General features: G+C 43.1%; 21 protein-coding genes and 1 riboswitch. Of the genes, 2 read left to right on the forward strand and 19 right to left on the reverse strand.

The annotated features are described in order from the left end of the window. Positions 1-462: 462 nt before the first annotated feature. Both B5Y67_RS06065 and B5Y67_RS06070 read right to left on the reverse strand, forming a co-directional pair. The gene (locus tag B5Y67_RS06065; protein WP_088188018.1) at positions 463-879 is read right to left on the reverse strand and encodes a sigma-70 family RNA polymerase sigma factor; all 417 of its coding nucleotides are present in this window, start codon (positions 877-879) and stop codon (positions 463-465) included. A gap of 299 nt (positions 880-1178) precedes the next feature. After that, positions 1179-1394: a hypothetical protein gene (locus B5Y67_RS06070; protein ID WP_088188017.1), complete on the reverse strand. Its 216-nt coding sequence runs from the start codon at positions 1392-1394 to the stop codon at positions 1179-1181. A gap of 73 nt (positions 1395-1467) precedes the next feature. Continuing rightward, a riboswitch (cyclic di-GMP riboswitch) is annotated at positions 1468-1555 on the reverse strand. A 234-nt stretch (positions 1556-1789) separates the two neighbouring features. On the opposite strand from B5Y67_RS06070, the gene B5Y67_RS06075 reads away from it, so the two are divergent. Beyond that, a complete protein-coding gene (locus tag B5Y67_RS06075; RefSeq protein WP_088188016.1) occupies positions 1790-2206 on the forward strand; it encodes a helix-turn-helix transcriptional regulator in 417 nt (138 codons plus the stop codon). Positions 2207-2258: 52 nt separating this feature from the next. Next, positions 2259-2771 (forward strand): ImmA/IrrE family metallo-endopeptidase, encoded by a 513-nt coding sequence (locus tag B5Y67_RS06080; protein WP_088188015.1) that lies wholly within the window; start codon positions 2259-2261, stop codon positions 2769-2771. A gap of 279 nt (positions 2772-3050) precedes the next feature. Here the strand turns inward: B5Y67_RS06080 and B5Y67_RS06085 are convergent, their stop codons facing one another. From B5Y67_RS06085 to B5Y67_RS06165, 17 genes are all read right to left on the reverse strand, one after another. Next, positions 3051-3701, reverse strand: coding sequence for a helicase-related protein (locus B5Y67_RS06085; RefSeq protein ID WP_088188014.1), 651 nt, complete (start codon positions 3699-3701; stop codon positions 3051-3053). A gap of 211 nt (positions 3702-3912) precedes the next feature. Then, the gene (locus tag B5Y67_RS06090) at positions 3913-4176 is read right to left on the reverse strand and encodes a hypothetical protein (protein WP_088188013.1); all 264 of its coding nucleotides are present in this window, start codon (positions 4174-4176) and stop codon (positions 3913-3915) included. A gap of 371 nt (positions 4177-4547) precedes the next feature. After that, positions 4548-4955 carry an arsenate reductase ArsC gene (locus B5Y67_RS06095; RefSeq protein ID WP_088188012.1) on the reverse strand — a complete coding sequence of 136 codons (408 nt, stop codon included), beginning with the start codon at positions 4953-4955 and terminating at the stop codon, positions 4548-4550. A 1-nt stretch (position 4956) separates the two neighbouring features. Beyond that, the gene (arsB, locus tag B5Y67_RS06100) at positions 4957-6045 is read right to left on the reverse strand and encodes an ACR3 family arsenite efflux transporter (RefSeq protein WP_088188011.1); all 1089 of its coding nucleotides are present in this window, start codon (positions 6043-6045) and stop codon (positions 4957-4959) included. Between the two features lie 12 nt (positions 6046-6057). Continuing rightward, complete coding sequence (locus B5Y67_RS06105) at positions 6058-6396, reverse strand: metalloregulator ArsR/SmtB family transcription factor (protein WP_088188010.1); 339 nt, start codon at positions 6394-6396, stop codon at positions 6058-6060. 313 nt (positions 6397-6709) lie between these two features. After that, positions 6710-7039, reverse strand: coding sequence for a metalloregulator ArsR/SmtB family transcription factor (locus tag B5Y67_RS06110; RefSeq protein WP_088188009.1), 330 nt, complete (start codon positions 7037-7039; stop codon positions 6710-6712). Positions 7040-7216: 177 nt separating this feature from the next. After that, positions 7217-7615 (reverse strand): hypothetical protein, encoded by a 399-nt coding sequence (locus B5Y67_RS06115; protein WP_088188008.1) that lies wholly within the window; start codon positions 7613-7615, stop codon positions 7217-7219. Between the two features lie 52 nt (positions 7616-7667). Further along, on the reverse strand, positions 7668-8294 hold the full coding sequence (locus tag B5Y67_RS06120; protein WP_088188007.1) for a cytochrome b N-terminal domain-containing protein: 627 nt from the start codon (positions 8292-8294) through the stop codon (positions 7668-7670). A gap of 94 nt (positions 8295-8388) precedes the next feature. After that, the gene (locus B5Y67_RS06125; RefSeq protein WP_088188006.1) at positions 8389-8814 is read right to left on the reverse strand and encodes a Rieske 2Fe-2S domain-containing protein; all 426 of its coding nucleotides are present in this window, start codon (positions 8812-8814) and stop codon (positions 8389-8391) included. A gap of 86 nt (positions 8815-8900) precedes the next feature. After that, positions 8901-9560: a response regulator transcription factor gene (locus tag B5Y67_RS06130; RefSeq protein WP_088188005.1), complete on the reverse strand. Its 660-nt coding sequence runs from the start codon at positions 9558-9560 to the stop codon at positions 8901-8903. Further along, a complete protein-coding gene (locus tag B5Y67_RS06135; RefSeq protein ID WP_088225622.1) occupies positions 9553-11070 on the reverse strand; it encodes an ATP-binding protein in 1518 nt (505 codons plus the stop codon). The genes B5Y67_RS06130 and B5Y67_RS06135 overlap by 8 nt, the downstream gene beginning before the upstream one ends. A gap of 49 nt (positions 11071-11119) precedes the next feature. After that, on the reverse strand, positions 11120-12076 hold the full coding sequence (gene phnD, locus B5Y67_RS06140) for a phosphate/phosphite/phosphonate ABC transporter substrate-binding protein (RefSeq protein ID WP_242975883.1): 957 nt from the start codon (positions 12074-12076) through the stop codon (positions 11120-11122). 88 nt (positions 12077-12164) lie between these two features. Continuing rightward, positions 12165-13643, reverse strand: coding sequence for a hypothetical protein (locus B5Y67_RS06145; RefSeq protein ID WP_088188003.1), 1479 nt, complete (start codon positions 13641-13643; stop codon positions 12165-12167). 85 nt (positions 13644-13728) lie between these two features. Continuing rightward, positions 13729-15177 carry a YeeE/YedE thiosulfate transporter family protein gene (locus B5Y67_RS06150; RefSeq protein WP_088188002.1) on the reverse strand — a complete coding sequence of 483 codons (1449 nt, stop codon included), beginning with the start codon at positions 15175-15177 and terminating at the stop codon, positions 13729-13731. Between the two features lie 126 nt (positions 15178-15303). Further along, complete coding sequence (locus B5Y67_RS06155) at positions 15304-15825, reverse strand: rhodanese-like domain-containing protein (RefSeq protein WP_088188001.1); 522 nt, start codon at positions 15823-15825, stop codon at positions 15304-15306. A gap of 65 nt (positions 15826-15890) precedes the next feature. Further along, the gene (locus tag B5Y67_RS06160; protein ID WP_088188000.1) at positions 15891-16556 is read right to left on the reverse strand and encodes a molecular chaperone TorD family protein; all 666 of its coding nucleotides are present in this window, start codon (positions 16554-16556) and stop codon (positions 15891-15893) included. Positions 16557-16769: 213 nt separating this feature from the next. Beyond that, entirely contained in the window at positions 16770-19580 is a 2811-nt protein-coding gene (locus B5Y67_RS06165; protein ID WP_088225623.1) for a molybdopterin-dependent oxidoreductase, read from the reverse strand. Position 19581: the final 1 nt, after the last annotated feature.

The raw sequence follows: 19581 nt of genomic DNA on the forward strand, positions 1-19581 counted from the left end.
CTGCTTGTTCTTCATTACGAATTGCCGCTTCTATTCGACACTACTTCCCGAAGCGGAAAAGCCTTGCGGCTCTCAGGGCGGCAGCATAAACGGTTTGCCGGTTAAGCAAACACCATAAGAATTTTACCTCCCCCAGGATCTCTGGGAGCCGCCCCCATTGCTTAAGCCTGTGGCTGGACGGAAGTAGCATTATCACTGTCCATTTCATTGCGAAACAGTCCACCACGGACCGTTCAATGACCGGGCGTTCCCGCTCGTCACCTTCGATGCCATCGGTTCGACGGATGAAATTCATCCGCAGGCAGTCTTGGCGCGCCCGTCAACGTCGCTGCCGCTTTTCACACGGCTGGATAGCTCATGTATCTATGCTGCCGGATATAATATTTTCAAAGAACAACAGGAGAATAAAAAATTCCCCTCACTTCTTTAGGGAAAAAAGTGAGGGGTTGGACCAAAAAACTTTTATTTTTCTAAAAGTTTTTTGAGCTGACCAAATATTCGTTTTTTGCGATTGTGTATGGTCATGCGAGGAATACCTGTTTCTGCAGACAATTGATGCTCGCTTTTTTTGAGGTAATAAAGCGCTATAATCAGCTGGCGTTCAGATTCATTTAGCAGCAACAGACATTGTTGAAGCCTTTTAATCATATCACGCTGAACAATTTCATCCTCCATGGAATCCTCTGCAGTAGAAATTGTATACTCCACAGAGATGCCTTTCTCATTGCATCCTTCAAGCGAGATATTGTTATCCCCCGCCAGCCTGTCCAGGTATTTTTCTCTGTCCCGGCAGTGGTAATAGGCTTTGTAGACCTCCTTGGTCACTGTGACACGCGTCCCTCTGACCAGCAGGGTATATTTTTTATCATGATTATTCATAAGCTTGTCCTCCATTTCGAGAATCTAAAAATCCGGAAATGAAGAACAAGCGGAGGAGATCTGCAGCGAGCCGCTGTTTTGTTATTGCATAAAATAAAAGCCACTCGTTTTGCTCCTTTCTGGGGAGCCAAACGAGCAGCTTCTTCTAATGCAGAACCGGCCGGGCCTGACGCATAGCAATAGTGCTACTCGTCAGGCCCGGCCGGCACCTTTATAATCACTCCGCTTTACAAGGGGAGGATAGCGTCAAGCGCTGGAATCGAATATCATAAGTTCATTTATTTGATTGTGGAGTCGCCTTATAACTTGAGGTCTGAGAACTTCTTACTCTCATAGACCTCGTTATTGTCCAGCAAAATTGAAACCTGAGACTTGCATAGATGACACTTTACGTTTACAACATCACTTTCAGCCTCACTCGTTTCAGCTAACAGGGCCAGTGCCTCAGCATTTCCGCTGTAATCAGCAATTCGGCGTCCGCAATTTGGACATTTGAGCCTTTTCTTTTTTACCATCTCATACCCTCCTGCATCATTTATCTCTATCAATACAAATACCTGCTCTGAAAAAGGGCAGGCATTCGCAAAGATCGGCAACCAGGCTGTCATAGCGCGTCAAACGCTTTAGACCCTCGGCTTTGCGTCCCTGCCTTTAGACAGGTTTGCCCTTAACTTTATCTATTTTTAGCTGTCAGAGTAATTAAAGCCGTCATGCGCTTTGCAGACGGTAATTTCCCGGCAATCTGTTGGGTTCAATCATTTTCACAGAAGAAATAACTCTTGACACCATATGCAACATGAATTATTATGAATGTGCAGGTTATCTGCATATTTGAATTATATGCAATCTACTTGTATTTGTCAATATATAACATGAAATTTACCTGCTTATACTTAGGAGGGCGGTCTACATGAAATTCGGAGAAAAAATAAAAAATGCCCGCGTCGCAAAAGACATGACGCAGGCGGAACTGGCGCAGGCAGTCGGAGTATCTCTCCGCACAATGGTCAGCTATGAAAACGGAGATTGCTATCCTAAAAAACGCGAGGTGTACGGGAAGCTGGCTGAAGTTTTAGGTGTTGATACGAATTATCTGCTGACCGAGAATGAGGAATTTATAAACGCTGCCGGAGAAAAATACGGCTACCGGGGAAAGAAGTACGCTCAGCAGCTCATCACAGAGGTCAACGGCCTTTTTGCCGGAGGCGACATGGATGACGAGGATTTGGATGCCGTTATGAGAGCAATCTCCGACGCTTATTGGATAGCCAAGGAGAAAAACAAAAAGTACACGCCGAAAAAGTATCGTAAAGCAGACAAGGAGTAGTCCGTTTTTTCGGACTGCTGCTGTGATAGAATTAGCATAGGGGGGGAATTCATTGAACAAGGCGCTTATTTTTGAATCAGCTGAAAAATATATCAAGCGCTTCGGAACGCGTGATCCTTTTGCCATAGCAGACGAGCTGGGCATTGAGGTTCTGTTCCGCAATGACTTCACTAAGCTGAAAGGGCTTTACCGCGTGATTCAGCGCAACCGCTTTATCTTTTTAAATGGTAACTTGCCGGAACAGGTGCAGACCTTGGTATGCGCCCATGAGCTCGGACATGACGCACATCATCGGAATCTTGCCGATGACAGTCCGTTCCGTGAATACGTTCTTTATTCCATGAATACACGTCCTGAGTATGAAGCCAATTTGTTTGCGGCTTCACTGCTTCTTCCCGATGATGAGGTTCATAAGTATGCCCGTGAAGGTTATGACGTTGTCCAGATTGCAGCCATGATGAACACAGATATTAACCTCATGCTGATAAAGCTGGGAGATATGAACTCCAGAGGCTATTCGTTCAATACAGCTTATACACCACGCTCAGATTTCTTGATCAGATAACCGTTCTTTCTAAGGAGGGTTTGAGGGTAATGTCTCAATTACCGAAAATAATATCGGCCGCTGGTTTGTTGAGCGGAGATAAAGATAATAACACGAAAGCCCTTCTTACTGCTCTGTAAGAGGGGCTTTTGGATGACTGATGCTTTTAGATTTTTCTGTGTAAAATATACCGAAATAAAGACTACTCGGTGCACATTATATTTCCATTTTGTAAAATGGACTTAAATTAATAAATAGCTGATTGTCGATTTCCGGTAATTTCTCTGCTGATTATCTCTATTAACTCCTCTTGTCTTGGCTGCCTAATGTCAGTTGATATAACGACAGTATTTTAATTAAGCGATTGTATCGCAAGTGATCCTGGCTCAACTGATACATCGGAACGATACGTTTAATCTTGACTGGAGCTGCTTCTCCATCCGTCAAACACCAGTACGGAACAAGATTCGGCAGATCTCCCTTTTCTGTTTGTGCGGCTTTTTCAAACATAGCATCCCATGTTTTTTCACTGCTGTATTTGTGTGCAATATTCTGGTGCACTGCAAGGCACTTGTACCGATTAATACATCCCTCACGCTGCTCCAGGTCTATAGGGTTTGACGGTAAGTTCCAGCACATGACCTTGCGGCAGTGGAATTGGAAATCCAATCCTTCCTGTCCGATTGATGTAGTGGACAACACAAACGGACGGAATGGTGAATTAAATGCTTTGCGGATTTTCTCAGTTCTCTGCACATTTTCGTTGCTGATGCGAGCATTGAAATATCCAACAGCAAAGTGCGTGCCCAGACACGGCTTTTCTTTTTCTGCTCCTGTAAAGGATTCCAGCGTATCTACCTGCAGAGAGGCCGTATCCGAAAAAGCATCGATCATCGCATCTGCAAGAGCATCTCCCTGTTCGCCAAGTATATGAGCGTATTCATCCAGCATAGCCTGCAGATTACCGCCACACAATATCGAAAGACATTTTCATAATAGGAATCGCCGCCCTTGCTGCCATACAGCAAGTCAAGAACAGCCGAGCTTTCGGCTTTATTAAATAAGCTGACAAATACTTTTTTAGAAAGCTCCCTGGGTATCACTTCGTTAGAATTAAAAAGCCTGTAGGCACAAATGGCAGGTGAACCAATTGCCATGTTGACTAATATGCCAACATTCCAGCTGGGATAGTCGAAGGTGTCGCTGATGGATTGCTGTCCAGTGCTTTTATGAGCTCTATCAGCGACTTTGCACCGGCAGCTCCGCTTTCGGAAAGCTTGTATTTGGCTTTAACGGCATTCAGCTTTGGCTGAAGCTTTTCGGCAAGCTCTCTCCTGATTTGCTTAATATCCTTGCCGATGTGCTCATCTGGATTATAAAGCCGTGCAAGAATGCCGGATACATGGCAAACAATATCTTCCGTCACGTTTTTAAGCCTTGTAGTACCAAAACGACGTTCTTCCCTAGTCGCAAAGTATACTCTGCCATGCTTCAGTTTTGCGTTATGAGAGTTTGCCGATTGTCAGCCTTCCGCTTCATAAGAAAGCATAACCGACACCATTCTCGGCACCATTTCCCATGAGGAAAATACGAGTACCTTTGAATAGTCTTTGTTTTTATCAAATATACTACTTCCTGTAGGAATTATTGTAATTTATATTCTTATTAATTTAGAAGTTAATTCAAAGAAGACTTTACAAACAAGGCCGTGTAGAAACTTAGTTTTCTCACGGCCCCGTCGACATAGCTTATTAGATTCCACAAAGAGGTAAGATTTGAGCTAATACTATTTATTTTCTAGTACAAATTATTTATTCTCTTTTTAAGGTCTAAGACCTTTTGTTCAATTATTTTAACGGTTTTTACAAACTCCTCCTTATCTTTACCAGTTGGATCTTCAAGCCCCCAGTCTTCCCTGTATTTACATGGCAGAAAAGGACACTTTACGTTACATCCCATCGTAATTACAACATCGACAGGGGGAATATCAGATAGTAATTTTGATTTTTGAGTATCGTTCATATCCACAGCATAGAGTTCCTTAATTACATTTACCGCATCCTGATTAATTTGAGGTTTAGTTTCAGTACCTGCTGAATAAGCTTCAAAACTATCTGCAGCCAAAAGCTTCGAGAGAGCCTCAGCCATCTGGGAACGACATGAATTATGCACACAAATAAAAGCGACTTTTATTTTTTCTGACATATTAAGCTCCCTTTACATGACGTTTTGGCAAGCCATTCTCGTCAAAATATTTCCGTTTGAAAATTAAGGCAGCATTAACTAAAGCTATCATTACTGGGACTTCGATCAGGGGGCCTATCACGGCTGCAAATGCCTGGTCTGAACCAATCCCGAAAACTGCTACAGCAACCGCTATTGCAAGCTCAAAATTATTACTTGCCGCTGTGAAAGCTAATGTTACGGTCTGATCGTATTTAAACCCACCTTTGTAGGACATAAAAAAGCTTGAAAAGAACATAATTGCAAAGTATATAAGAAGGGGTATGGCGATTCTAACTACGTCACCAGGAAGCTCTACGATATACTGACCTTTTAAAACAAACATTACAATTATAGTATATAATAAAGCAATTAAAGCAAGGGGAGAAATTTTAGGAATGAATACTTTTTCATACCACTCCTTGCCTTTTACACCTAAAAGGCTAAACCTAGTCAAAAATCCGGCGGCAAAAGGAATTCCTAGGTAGATCAGTACGCTTTGAGCGACACTCCAAATTGTAACTTTTTCTAGTCCCTCAACATTCCATGATAAGCCTAAAAGTCCGGGAATCAACCTTACAAATAGGTATATGAAGAAAGAGTAAAAAAGTATCTGGAATATAGAGTTTAAAGCAACTAAGGCTGCACAGTATTCGTTATCACCTTTTGCAAGAGTATTCCAGACAATAACCATGGCTATGCAACGGGCAAGGCCGATAATGATTAGGCCTATCGCATATTTTGGCATATCAGGTAATAGTAAAACTGCAAGAACGAACATAAGAATTGGTCCAATTATCCAGTTCTGAATAAGGGAAAAAGTAAATACCTTTTTATTTCCTGCTACTTTCCCAATTTCCTCATATTTAACCTTTGCAAGTGGAGGATACATCATTACAATTAAACCAATTGCAATTGGCCATGAGATCGTACCCGTACTCATTCCTTCTAGTGTTTTGCCAAGACTAGGGAAGATAAAACCACCAATGACCCCGATAGCCATTGCCAAGAAAATCCAAAGCGTTAAAAATCGGTCTAAAAAAGATAACCTGACAGTCTTTTCTCTGCTCATAATAACTCCTCCTTAATCACATGCAATATTTTTCCTTTGAAGCCATTCATAAAGACTTTCCAAGTCATTGTTAAACAGTTCTTTACTTCTTAAGTTGTTAAATACCAAAGTGTCTAAAAACTTATTTTCATCATCTTGTATAATTGAATAATAGACCCATTGAGCATGTTTTCTGTCTGAAACTAGTCCAGCATTCTTTAAATAGGAAAGGTGTCTGGACACTTTGGTTTGAGTAACTTGCAGCGTTTCCATAAGATCACAGACACAAAGCTCCTTTTCATATAATAAGTTAATTATTCGAAGTCGGGTTTCGTCAGATAACGACTTTAAGGTATTGAGTAATTTTTGCATTCAATCACCTCCACTAGATCTTATATTCGCTTATGCGGATATACAAATATTATAACTTATACTTTAGAAAAAAGAAACCGTTTAACCAAACTTTATTCATATGTTCAACTAAGAGAAACTTCAAATAGTACCCAATGCTCCTTTAAATTCAGAACATTGGTCATCTAAAAAAACTCACAGATATTATCTGAGAGTTTCATCAAACGTAAAGAAGGGGCTGTCTCATTCAATGAAGAGGCAACCCCTTGTTTATAAAATTACTCTTGATTAATAGTTCGAAAAACCCATATGACGTCTCTTCCCACTCTGCCCTCTAACTGTCAGCAAGATGCCTCATCAAGGCTTCACCTTCTTGAAATTGGTGAGCAAGTATTTTCTGAACGTTCCCAAGTACAGTTAATACTTCGGGGTATTTGATCCTGTACATGACTTTTAACCCCACTTTAGTCGATGAAATAATTTGTTGTTTACGCAAAATACTTAAGTGCTGTGATAAATTCGATTGTTCAATTCCTAAATCCTCGATTAGCTCACAAACACAAATTTCTCCGTCTTTTGCCAATCGTTCAAGGATACGTATCCGGGTTGGATGCGCTAAAGCCTTAAAAAAATCGCTCTTTAAGGATACGATCTGTTCTTCCACACAAATCCCTCTTATCATCTAGATAATTTAAGTCAGTAATAAATTCTTATTATAATATTATAATATATCTTCATTAATTTCAAAGGTTTTTCTTATAATTTGCTAATTTTCTTTTCCAGAGGGGATTAAGGAATTAACAGAAGAGCTAGTCCCCAGCATCCTGACGGATAGTAGTATTTAATGTATAAAGATGTAAAGCACAGTTAATAATACCCAGACCCCTGTAAACAGGACAAAAATTACTCTAGCCCAAACTCTTGTTATCCGACTCGACAACCAAGGGTAACCCAACAGTAAAATGAAAGAAATAATAGGAAACAGCCAGCCGCTGACCCAAGCTGGCCAATGATAAAGAAGGAACTGGATTGCTCCGAATACCCAAGGGGCTTTTGCCTGAATAATGGAAACATCATCAGGAGAACTCCCCAAGGATATATCCATGAAAGAGGCAAAAATCAGTAAACCTGTCAGATACAAGAACAAGCAAATAGATTCCCGCGCCCGCAATTCCAAGATTGAAACCTGACCACGCTCATCCTCAAATTTTATTAAACTATTGATTTTCTTTTCTGCCATTTAGAAATGTCTCCTAAATAAATCCTTTTATACAGGGGTTTAAAATTTGATTTTAGAGGGATCTAATTCCGCCATTACGCCGGATCCGCCAGAAATGATACATTTGAAGAACGCTTATTACCCAGGCCAAAACATGCGAGTGCCAAATATATAGGTGGAGAGTACTACTATTTAAAGGGCTCGGATTACCGAAAAAAATAAAAGCCAGAGCTTTTCCACCCGGGATGACTTGAAGCAAGGATACCCCTACACTTGCAGCTGCCCCGCCCTCTTGATCCCCTCGAAGCAAGTAGCCTGAATAATCCATAATTAATGTAAGTCCTAGTAATAGGACGCCAATAACCCAATTTAATTCACGGGGTGGTCTATAGGCATGGGAAACCACTACCCTTACCATATGTAAAAATATTGATATAACCATAAACTGCCCTGCCCAGAAATGTAACGATCGGATCAAGGCTCCGTATGGAAGTACAGAATTAATTTCTACCAATGAAGAATATGCTTTTTCACCTGGTTGATAGTTAAATAATAACAACATCCCTGTCCCGACTAGAATTAAAAAAGATAAAAAGGAAAGACCTCCCAAACAAAAAGTTGCCTTGAATCTAAGGGACTTGCCGGAGATCCGTTGTGGGCGAATATGTTGCCATAGAGAAGTCTGTTGTCGTCTATGCACGAATTTATTCTCCATAATTAGATATTCTTAGAGATTTATTTGTTTATGAAAATCAGTCAGCTATTTCTTCAATTCAAATCAAAGTAAGAAGATTTTACACTGGTGGTTTTAACAAAAAGTAACCTTTTTGTTCTTCAACCTTAGCCATAGGCAAGGGAAATTTGGCCGGACCGGAAATCGGCTTGCCTTCAAACGAATACTTACTGCCATGACAAGGGCAAACCCAAAGATCTTTGCCGGGGTCGAAACGGACTTCACAGCCTAAATGAGTACAGGTTGCCCAGATAGCCTCCGGCCTTTCTTCCCCCTGTCGGAGCCAAAAGCGGGTATCGGCGACTCTTTGCCATTTGTTAGTTAATTTGATCTCATCTTTAGAAAATCGTTCCACTTCGGTGCGTTTATCACCAAAAGCCAAGTATTTCCCAATAGGAAATACTGTAGAGAGTCCTACTAAAACCAGGACACCTCTACCCAATATTATAAACTTTCGTCTGGAAAATAAATGCTCCTGCGATGACATTTTTAATCCGTCCTTATAAACTCAAACTTTTCTGATGCCTTAACCTTTACGTGCAATATCTCTTTGATCCAGATAAGTTAGTAACGTCAGTCATTAATCAACCCATTTTCCATAGCATATCGAACAAGTTCCGCCCGCTTGTGCAAGTCGAGTTTCTCCATAATACGCGTTTTATAGGTTTCAACAGTTTTTACGCTAATATGAAGAAGGCCTGCAATATCTTGGTTCGTATGCCCTAAGGCCAAATACTTTAGCACTTCTCGTTCTCTCTCGCTCAATCCTTTTTCTTTCTTTTCTTTGCGTTCACGTGTCTGAGGTGCAACAATCTGATAAAGCAGGGACCCAGCCATAGGTGGATAAATATAGAGTTCTCCACGCGAAACCGTCCGGATAGCTGATAGCAGTTCCACATCTGCCGCCTTTTTTAAGACATATCCTTTGCCCCCGGCCCGAATAACAGCCTTCATGTACTCCTCATCATCATGCATGGTTAAAACCAGAATTTTAGTCAGCGGGTGTTTTTCCAAGATACGTCCAATACAATCTAAACCACTGATCTTTGGCAACGTAAGGTCGAGTAACACTAAATCAGGCAAGGTCTTCTCAACCATCCGAATAACTTCTTCACCATCAGCTGCCTCACCAACAACTTCAAAATCCTCTTCAAGGTTCAGCAACACTCGCAACCCTGCCCTCAGCACAGCATGATCATCACCGAGTAAAATCCTCAGTTTCTTTTCAGACATGAAACTCCTTCTTTCCCTGCGCTTGATTCATGTTCACAGGAATCTTAATGAAAACGGTTGTTCCTATTCCTAATTGGGATTCTATGTTAAAAGTTCCCCCCAGTAACGCAGCTCGCTCTTGCATCCCAAAAAGTCCAAGTCCCCGTCCGGGTTGGACAACGACTTGATCAGGATCAAATCCCCTGCCATTGTCTTCGACAATAGCCAAAACCCAGTCGTCCCTCCAGTCCAGCAAGACAGACACCATACTGGCTTCGGCATATTTCGCAACATTAGTTAAAGCCTCCTGGACAATTCGATAAAGCGCAACCTCAATAGCTGCAGAAACGCGGTATTCACGAAACCCGTTGACATTAAAATCTATTTCTATGCCGAATTTTGACTCATACTCCCGGATGTAACGTTCCAGAGCCGGAACCAATCCCATATCATCAAGCACACTAGGTCGAAGCTCCCGTGCAAGATGATGAACTTCTTCTAAGGTCTGCGAAACAACCCGACGCATTTCTTGCAAGCGATCCCCTACGGCACAAAAGGAAGTTTCAGTCTCTAAAACCTTTATTCCCACCATGAGGGAAGTTAATGCCTGGCTTGTTTCGTCATGAAGCTCTCTTGAGATGCGTTTTCGTTCCTCTTCTTGAGCCGTCATTACTTTTTCTAAGAGCTGAAGACGCATCTCTTCCTTCTCCCTTAGAGCATCCATTAAATTTTCTCTTTCACGGTAGTTTTGACTTAGAGATAGTGTCATCTTGTTAAATGCTTCTGTAAGGACTCCGATTTCATCCTGAGAATGAACGATTCCCTGTACGTCAAGTTCTCCTTTTGTCACCCTTTGAGTTAAAGCCACCAACTCACGGATCGGTTGAGTTAACACACGGGTCAGCAATACCGCAGCAATTATACCCAGGGCCGACACAAAAAGTGCAATAAGCAAGAGATTCCATGTCATCTGGAGCACTGCCTTTTGCAGACCTTTTTCATCCATTCCTACCCGATCTACACCCAGTTTGCCATTCAAGATAGGAATGGCAACATCTCGAACAATCCCCACTTCGGTACGGAAAGCCGTTAAGTGATAATCAGCCGTTCCCGAGACGGTATTTGCTTTGAGCAATTCTTTAGGGAAAGCCTCGCCAAATGTGTGCGCCAGAACATTTCCTTGGGGATCGACGACGAACAGGTAGAGGACATCCTCATTATTTTTTAAGGTGTTTTGCAACAACTCATAAACAGCATAGTCGTTATTAATCAAAAGTTCATTAGTAGCCCTTGCCGCGACATCACTCCCGATCGAAACGGCCCGCTTGTCGAGTTGGTCTCGCAAATTGTTCGTTAGAATATTTCCCATCTGCCAAACAATCATACTACTCAATAGCAACACTACTCCAACAACCAAGCCAAGTATCTTTTTCTGGACACGAACACGTTTAAGTATATCCAGCGCGTACTTAACGAGGATATACTTCTGTAATCTTTCGCTAGTTTTTTTAACCCAGGATATTAAACCCATAAGACCTCCCATCATCACTTCCGCTGTTCAACCCAATTATTTCAGAAACTCATTTCTTTTGATCGATCGCGGAATTTGCGTTCACCATCGACTGAATAGGTCCATAAGCAGCTTCATTGGGCATAACAAAACGATCATATAATAGCGCTTTTAAGGCCATTTTACCTACAGAATCATTATCCATTTGCAACAATGCTTCCAGCAAAGCTGCCTTAAGATGAGAGTCTATATTCTTATTTACCACGACCGGGGGGCTCCCGACCTCAGGAGATTCGGCAATAATCCGGATTTTCTTTGCTAAGGAAGGATCCTTGGCTACAGAATATTGATACACCAAAGAATCCACCCCAGCCGCAGAAACCACATTATCCAGGACAGCTTTGATCGAATTATCATGACTATACGTATAAACTACTCGTTTAAAGAAATCGGTTGGTCGACTGTTTAATTGTGTAACCATATAGGAGGGGGCAATGGTCCCGGAAAAAGAGATAGGATCTGTGAAGCCAAACACTTGCCCCTTAAGATCTTGAAAAGTTTGAAATCGACTGTTCGAATTCACGATAATATAAGACTGGTATGTCGATTTCCCATTCACTTCGGGAACGGCCAACAACATGAGATTCTCTTGTTTTCCCGAAACATAGGCACCTGAACAAATAAAGGCTACATCCACGCCATTATCCCGAACAAGATCATTAATTTCCTTATAACTCTGGCGTTGGATTAATTCCACCGGTCTGCCAATTTTTTTCTGGAGATAATCGGCCAAGGACTGATAGTTTTCCAGTGTTTCACGAGGAGATAAAACCGAAGAAATCCCAACCCTTAAGGAATCCTGATTTTCTAAGGGCTGTGGATTAGTGAGTGAAGGATCTTTTGATTCTATGCTAACCATAGGCAAGCGGTCAGTTCCTTGACAACCTGCGAGCATAAACACCGCTAATATGAGAATTATTGCCAAACTAACATGACGGCCCACCTTTTTTCCTATCTGAAAACTCATGATAGTACCTCCAAATGCATTACACCTATACTAACCTGTTTTATATACCATAATTCGTTTTTCACCCTAGATATCCTGCACACTTAGGTTACTTTTTCAAATTCCCCGAAACATCATGGCATTTATGGCAATCGTTTGAAGACTGGGCTTGGGGGTTTTGCTGACATCCGCTTCCTGACACCAAGGGGATTGGATATTTCTCTCCCGTGACTTTACTAGTCAATACCCATCCTTCAGTCTCCAACTTGATATTGGGTAATTCCTCCCCTTTGGCAGTTTTCAGGATTCTATCCCCCACTTTCAATTTCGGTAAATTCGTATTTGCCTGTTCTTCTTCAAAAGCAAGGTCATCCGGCGAACGAATCGTCCATGACGCAGGAAGGTCTTCTTTAGTGCCATGACAGTCGTAGCATTGGAGTTTTAAGGCCTGATATTCCGTAGGGTAGAGATGTCCATCTCCCATAACCTCTTGTCGAGTATGACAGTCTATGCAATCCAGTTCCACTTCGCACTTTGTAAAGACCATTCCGGGCTGGTAGACATTTTTCACTCGCTCACTCAAACTCTCCTTGCCAGTTTCGGAAGACGCTTTTATTTGAGACAGATCTGGCCGGAGATTGAACTGAAGGGTATAAAGATCAGGCATACCCAGATTATGGCATTGATTACACTGAGTATACGGAATCTGGGTAGTGAGGCTATGAGTAAGGCCATGCCCCGCCTCTCCTTTCACAGTGACATCTTGTCCCTGATAGGTATGGTTTCGATCGGTTAGAACATGGCAACTTTCACAGCCATTTCCTAAGGATGCTTGTTCCGGCAGTTTTCCATTGTTCTGGTGGCACACTTCCAGACAATTTTTTATTAATTTTTGTTCAAGTGGTTGCCCATTAAACGGCGCCTGGACTTGCGAAGCAATTTCACCAGGTTTTACGGATAATTTTGGGGAAATATCAAGGCCATACATATAGCGAACCATGGAAAGTTCCCCTCCTTTATTCGCCATCAAGGATGTGGAGACTAAGACGGTTTGATTATCCTCCATTCGCTTATGCCCGGCATGGCATTGAGCGGTCGAAGCTTGAGAGCCGCAGCTTAGCTGACTGACCTCTAAGCGCCCCGGATGTCCTGCCCCATACATTCCGGCGTGAGCCTGATTTTGATCCAGAGAGAGGGCATTTCCTCCGTGACAAACCACGCAGCCAAATGTCTCAGACGGATGGGAAGCGGAAATTTCTTCTATTCCCAAATGGCAAGTCTGACAGCGTTCTACATTCCCATTGGGAAGGATTAAGGTTTTGATCTCCGGCTTTTGTTCTTTCATAATATCCCGTTCCCATTGCTCCTCCAAAGCTTTCTTAAGCACAGGATTTTGAGTCGCCTTGATCTTTTGGTTTAACTGGGCAATTTGAGAACGATAATATTTAGTTTGCCACATTTCCCAGCTGGGATGACTATTAACCCATAGAACACTTAAAAACACTGCCACGAAGAGCAAAACAGAGCCTAGAAATAACCATTCAAACCCTTGTCCCGTTTTCATCCCCGGTAAACGAATTTTAAGCAACGGGAATTCACCTCTTTTTTATAAGCAACATGAAAACCCTAACGTCGAGAAGTTCCCACGATCTTTTTAATTCAATCTTTTTAATTCAATCCGTGTAATCAATCTGTCTCTCATCCAGGGACAGCTGGATTAATTCCGTATTCTTAAAAAGCACTGCTTTCAGGGGAAGTTGCATAAAACGAGCCGAGGCCCGGATCGCCCAAATAAATATTACCAATAAAAACAAAGAGTAAAGGATACCTACAAGATGCTGTACTCCTGGGTTTCCAGATAGAAGCTCGGGCCAATTGTAAGCCTGATGAATTAGGACGGTTGAACTGAGCCATGCTTCATGAGCTTTCGGGAACAAAGTGTAGGGAAGGTAGCCAATAGCAAAACCAATAAACCCGATCAGTGTGTTGCCGTAGAGGAGCCCAAGACGCATGTAGGAACGAATCTCACACCCTATTAAGGCTACTGCCCCAAAGCCCAACATCGCCCCACCCAGCAAATGCCCTATGTTAAGCTGATCTTTAATCAAGATGTGATGCCCTAAAGGAATCCCGTAGCCAATCCAGGCAATAATAATAAAGACATTGGTGATGACGATCGCGGTCATTACTCCGATGAAAGGAAACATTCCCTTAAACAAAGTTTGCGTAATCCGGGGCAATCCCAAAGTTTTGCACCACTCGTCGTTGTTACGTATAGCCGGCGATAGTTCCAGAGAGACCGTAGCGCATTCAGTGCCAAAACCACTCTTGGCCATAGCAATCCCAGCTATTATGCCGGCTAGAAGCGTCAATAACGGATAGGCCCAGCCTGCTTGAGAGAATCCCATAGTATAGGAAAGGTTAAACAGGCTGCCCCGTACCGCTACCCCAATCAGTAAAACCAGGAACAATACGCCAATCCAACGCCAAGGATCCCGCCAAGGCCTATACGTTGGCTCATAACCCAAGCTCTCCCCTTTCCAGCCCCTTAACTGTGCTGTTTCTACATAAGAGCGAGTTTCCTGATGTTTAAAATACCCTGCTAAGCCTAGCTTAGTCAATAACATAAAGGTCAGCATTCCACTGAGACTCATGACCACCACGACCACCCAACTATCAATCTGCATCAGAGGAATTCCTCCCAGTAAATGATAGAGAGTACACCCTCCGGCAAGTCGAGTGCCATAACTAAAAACAATTCCTCCGCTAAAGGAAACAATCAGCATCTTTTTATCATACTTTACCCAGCTGCGAAATTCTCCCTCCATTAAACCTACCAAGCTTCCCCCCAGAATCATTCCAATAATCGGCCACCAAACATCCGCTTGAAAGACCTGTCCATACAAATTGGTCTTTCCCCCCAAAAGAAATATTTCCAGTCCGCGGAACATTTGCCCAAGTCCGGCAGTCACTCGCAACGGATCGACGACTGCTCTACCGTAGACCTGGTAATCTCTTTGAATATCCGCAATCATGAAAAGGATTTGGGCGATACCAAAGGTTAGGCCAGCCCAAAAGAACGACCATTGTTTCTTAACCGCCTTTACTACGCTTCCGCCCACATTTTTAACCTCTCTTTATCTCTCATTGATTCTGCTCGATTGACTCAGTTCTCCCAATGAAGTACAGCCCTTGTTTGAACTTTGACAAACAAGGGCTGTACTTCAAACAACCTGAATTTCTTCATTTTAACATCCGCCAATGCTCTCTGTTACCTCGCCGCTCCCTAGGTTTTTCCATTGCTCCATCCCGCCAACCAGAACTTTAACATTGTTGGGGGTATAGCCTTTTTGAGTAAGTATTTGCCAGGCAGTGAAAGAGCGTGATCCATTTAAGCAGACAAGAATCACCTCTTTGTCTTTTGAAATCTCGTTTAAATGAGATGTTATATTCCCTAACGGCATATTCATCGCTTTTTCTATATGGCCTGAAGCGAATTCATTAGGTTCTCTGACATCAATGATTTGCCAAGCGTCATTGGCTTTCATTCCGGCAGCAAGCTGGCTCGCAGAAATCATAGACCCTGAAGGCAGCGTTTTATCCGTGGAACTTGAGGACCCTGGTGTCGATCCGGAAGATTCCGGGTTGGCCGAAGAAGGCTGAACAGATTGTGCAGGACCCGCTGGATTAGATGTGGAGGGCGCTTTCGTTCCGCAGCCGGATAAAAAAGCAATGACCACCATGCTTAGGAGAATGAACTTTAACCTCATTCTTAATCATCACCACTTTTCAAGAGCGTTCAGGGATACTCTCCCACCAATTTTGGAAGAAAGTTTCAATTAAACGTGTTCACGAAGGTTTCTTCTTCTCTTAGAAAAGCCCGAAGCAGCTTTGCAACCCCTCTGTAGAAGGCAGTCTCAGCTTTATTCTCCATATTGTCAAGTAATTCATAAACCCATAGAGAAAGGTGGTTGGCTAAAATCTTCTTCTGCCATTCTAAGAGTCTTTGCCGTTCTTCTTCGTTGGCTTGTCGAGCCGTAACCAGCTGACAAAGATTACCCATGAAGGAAAGTTCAATCGCTATATGATCCGGAATAAGGTCCCAACCCTCGGCAAATTGAATTTCCCACTCCTTGAGAATCCGATACATATTCTGGGCAGGCTCCTGCCATAACCGACCAAAAGTCCCATCGATATTGCGGTGCGTATAACAAGATTCGTAAGGGAAGATTAGCTTTGTCCCGGGAACAATAAAAAGAGCATCATAGTCCAACTGGACTTCCTTAAAGTACCCAGGCTTATCTGCTGCTTGAGACAGGGAGGATAATAGTTCCTCTTTACCCTCCACATCCGGTAACCCACTGTTCAGTTGTCCCTGAAAATGAGGATTAAGCCATGATTCATCCAATTTACGGGCCATAACAGCCGCGAAAATGTTATACAATATAGCCCGAGTCTCTGACTCTTTAATAAATCCGAGATCTTTAGTTGCCTCAATCATCTTGTCACTCTTTTCCTCGATTAATAATATAATAGTCTTTCAATATATTAAGGCACTAGGAGATATCTGTCAAAAAACTCCAAAGTATACCTGCTTAATCTTGCCTAAGTGTGTATACTTTGAAATTCCGATGTAAGATTTTCTCTAGCGTATTTGATCGAATAGTGCAGGATATTCCTGCACTATTCGATTAACAGTGTGATGCTCGTTGGATTAGGCTCTTTCAACTTTCACACGAGAATCATAGAATGAACAACTTCCGCCAATTTTGTCTTCCAAGCAAACATTGCCGATTGAATCATCAACTCGCAGGGCGAAGTTGATATTAACCCCTGTGCCTCGCCTCTTATCTCCCGCAACGGTCTTACCGTCAATAACAGAGTCGATAGCACCATAGTGCCAATGGCCATAACTGGCACAGACTGTAACCACGCCGGGGCGAACACCGGGACGCAAGCGAACTTTGCCTTTAACCCCTTCTTTATTGCTCAGACTGCTGACTTTAACCATATCCCCGTCCTTGAATCCTAATTTTGCCCCGTCTTCATTATTCATTTCAATAAAGTTTTCGGGTTGGATTTCCGTTAACCAGGGAGCTGAAATTGTCCGACTGTGCGAGTGAAAAGCTTGTTTATACGTCGTAGCGATAAAGTCATAACCATCGTCTTTGACGAGCTGATCTTTTGCATCTCTGACAGGGTAATATTGAGGAATCCCATCGAAGTTTTTACCTGTCATAGAATCTTTAGTGGTCGCCACTTTCTCCGCGTAAATCGTGCAAAGACTCGCCACTTTGTTCTTCATCATGGAACCATCATAGGCTCCTCCGGAATCAAAGACACCCCCGCGATCCAGAATATATTTAACTTGTGCTTCCTCTGTAGCACCGGGGATTTTGCCGTATTGGCTGGCAAAATTAGCGACCAGCTTCAGGTACCAATCCTCTTCTTTGTTCAGTGGCATGCCGGCTCCAAACCCATTGTCGCCAAAGCCTGGGAGATTCATTTTCTTTGCAATATCGATAAACATATTCTCCACTGATTTTGCTTGCGGGAATACATGGGTCATCGGTTGACGAACATCTGCTACCATACCCAGAATCGTTGGAGGTGCCCCAAGAGCATTCCATTGCTCCAGATAAGTAACATCCGGGAGAATGTAATCGGCGAACATCGTGGTATCCCCAATGACGATATCGGTAGAAATCAGAAGCGGTATCTTCTTCGTGTCTTTAAAGGCACTAATAATTCGATCTTTCATGCCTGGGATGGAATAAGCAGGAGTAGCCATATGGAGCCATAGAATCTTTACCGGATAAGGATAACCATCAATACAGCCTGCTACAACCTCCTGATACACATCCCCTGTCAACGGGAACCAAGGACGTTTTGCCGGGTAGCCATTCTTCTTAAATTCCGTTGAATCTTCATATTTGGCCTTTTCCCGAGAAATCCGGATTCCTGTCATTTTTACGGCTCCGGGGTGTAGTTTAGCCACTTGATATTTGCCGTTCTTATCGCCCATGTAGCTAAGGGTGCTGCCACCTGATTGATAACCGCCACGGTGATCCACATTCCCCATCAGCATGTTGAGAATGCAGATCGTACGTCCAGTCTGGAAGCCATTGGTATGCTGTACCGGCCCACGGTAGAAATCGGCGACTGCCAGTTTACCATAAGAAGAGAATTGATCCGCTACCCGCACGATTTGTTCTTGAGGAACCCCGCAGATTTTAGCATACTCATCCAGACTTCTCTCTTTTGAACGCTCACTGAGCAATTGGAGGACGGTCTTACAAGCTATTCCATTGATGGAAACCTCTCCAACCAAGTCAGCGGCATTCGCTTTAGCGGCGAGCAAAGGGGTCCCTCCAACTAGAACAACATAGTCATCTTTCGTACCACCCAAACCGGCTTCATCGCCACGGAGATATTTCCCGTTATCTGTGCGGACAAGATAGGTTGCATCTGACCAGCTTGACTCACCTCGAAGTGCCGCGGCATCTTTAGAAGGCGCCTCCAAGAAGAACTTATCATAACGTTTGTTGTCGATGATCCACTGAATCATACCTAAAGCAAGTGCTGCATCACTCCCCGGCAGAACAGGAACCCATTCATCAGAATGCGAAGCGCTGACGGAAAATCGTGGGTCAACCGTAATCAAGCGTCCTCCTTTAATGCGAAAGTCTGCTAATTTTCTGCTCAGACCATTCATGGGGAAGTTCGCTTCGCCATAGTTGGCACCAAAGTTCATAATCAATTTGGCATTCTCAAAATCCGGTTTCAAATGCCCTTTACCGGCAAAGGTGTTCGCTGTCGCAATATGATGGCTTTGTTCACAAACCGTTGTGTGCTCAAACCAGTTTATCGAACCAAAGGAATTGTTAACAAAGCGTTTGACTAATTCAGCACGGCTGTTCTCAATTCGACCCGCTAAAAATACGAACTGATTCGCTTTTGGTCCAAGTTCCGGTGCTTCTGGATCAATTGGCGTAGATAAATCGCGCACTGAGCGCAGGCCCTCTACGTTCCCCTCACCAAAGAGGTTGCCGCCCTCGATGATCTCTTTATACGCTTGATCCCAACTGATTGCCTGCCACTTGTTTTCTCCCCGTTTGCCCACCCGCTTTAAGGGCTGCTGCACCCGTAAGGGATCATAGAGGATTTGCAATCCGGCTTGCCCACGCGGGCAGAGCTTTCCGGCAACTTTGCGGGCCTCTTTTGGATCGGTAGAATATTTAATAGGGTCATTCAGAGTCATCGGACTATAGGGATTGCCATCTAATTTAATAACAACACCATCTTTGACCTTGCCTCTTAAGCTGCAGTCACTCCGACATCCTAAACAGGTTGAATAGATAAAACTGACACTTGGATCTGTATCCAAAGTATCCTCAGCGGGAGAGCCTTCTGTCCAACTAGGAATGGGCTTCTGAGTAATATCTCCAAAGGCTAACGGCGAAACGGCCATCGTAGCTCCTAAAGCAGCAGCCGCCTTTAAAAAATTCCGGCGCGATGTTTTCATA

The organism is Desulfosporosinus sp. FKB (assembly GCF_002196705.1).
Classification (GTDB): domain Bacteria; phylum Bacillota; class Desulfitobacteriia; order Desulfitobacteriales; family Desulfitobacteriaceae; genus Desulfosporosinus.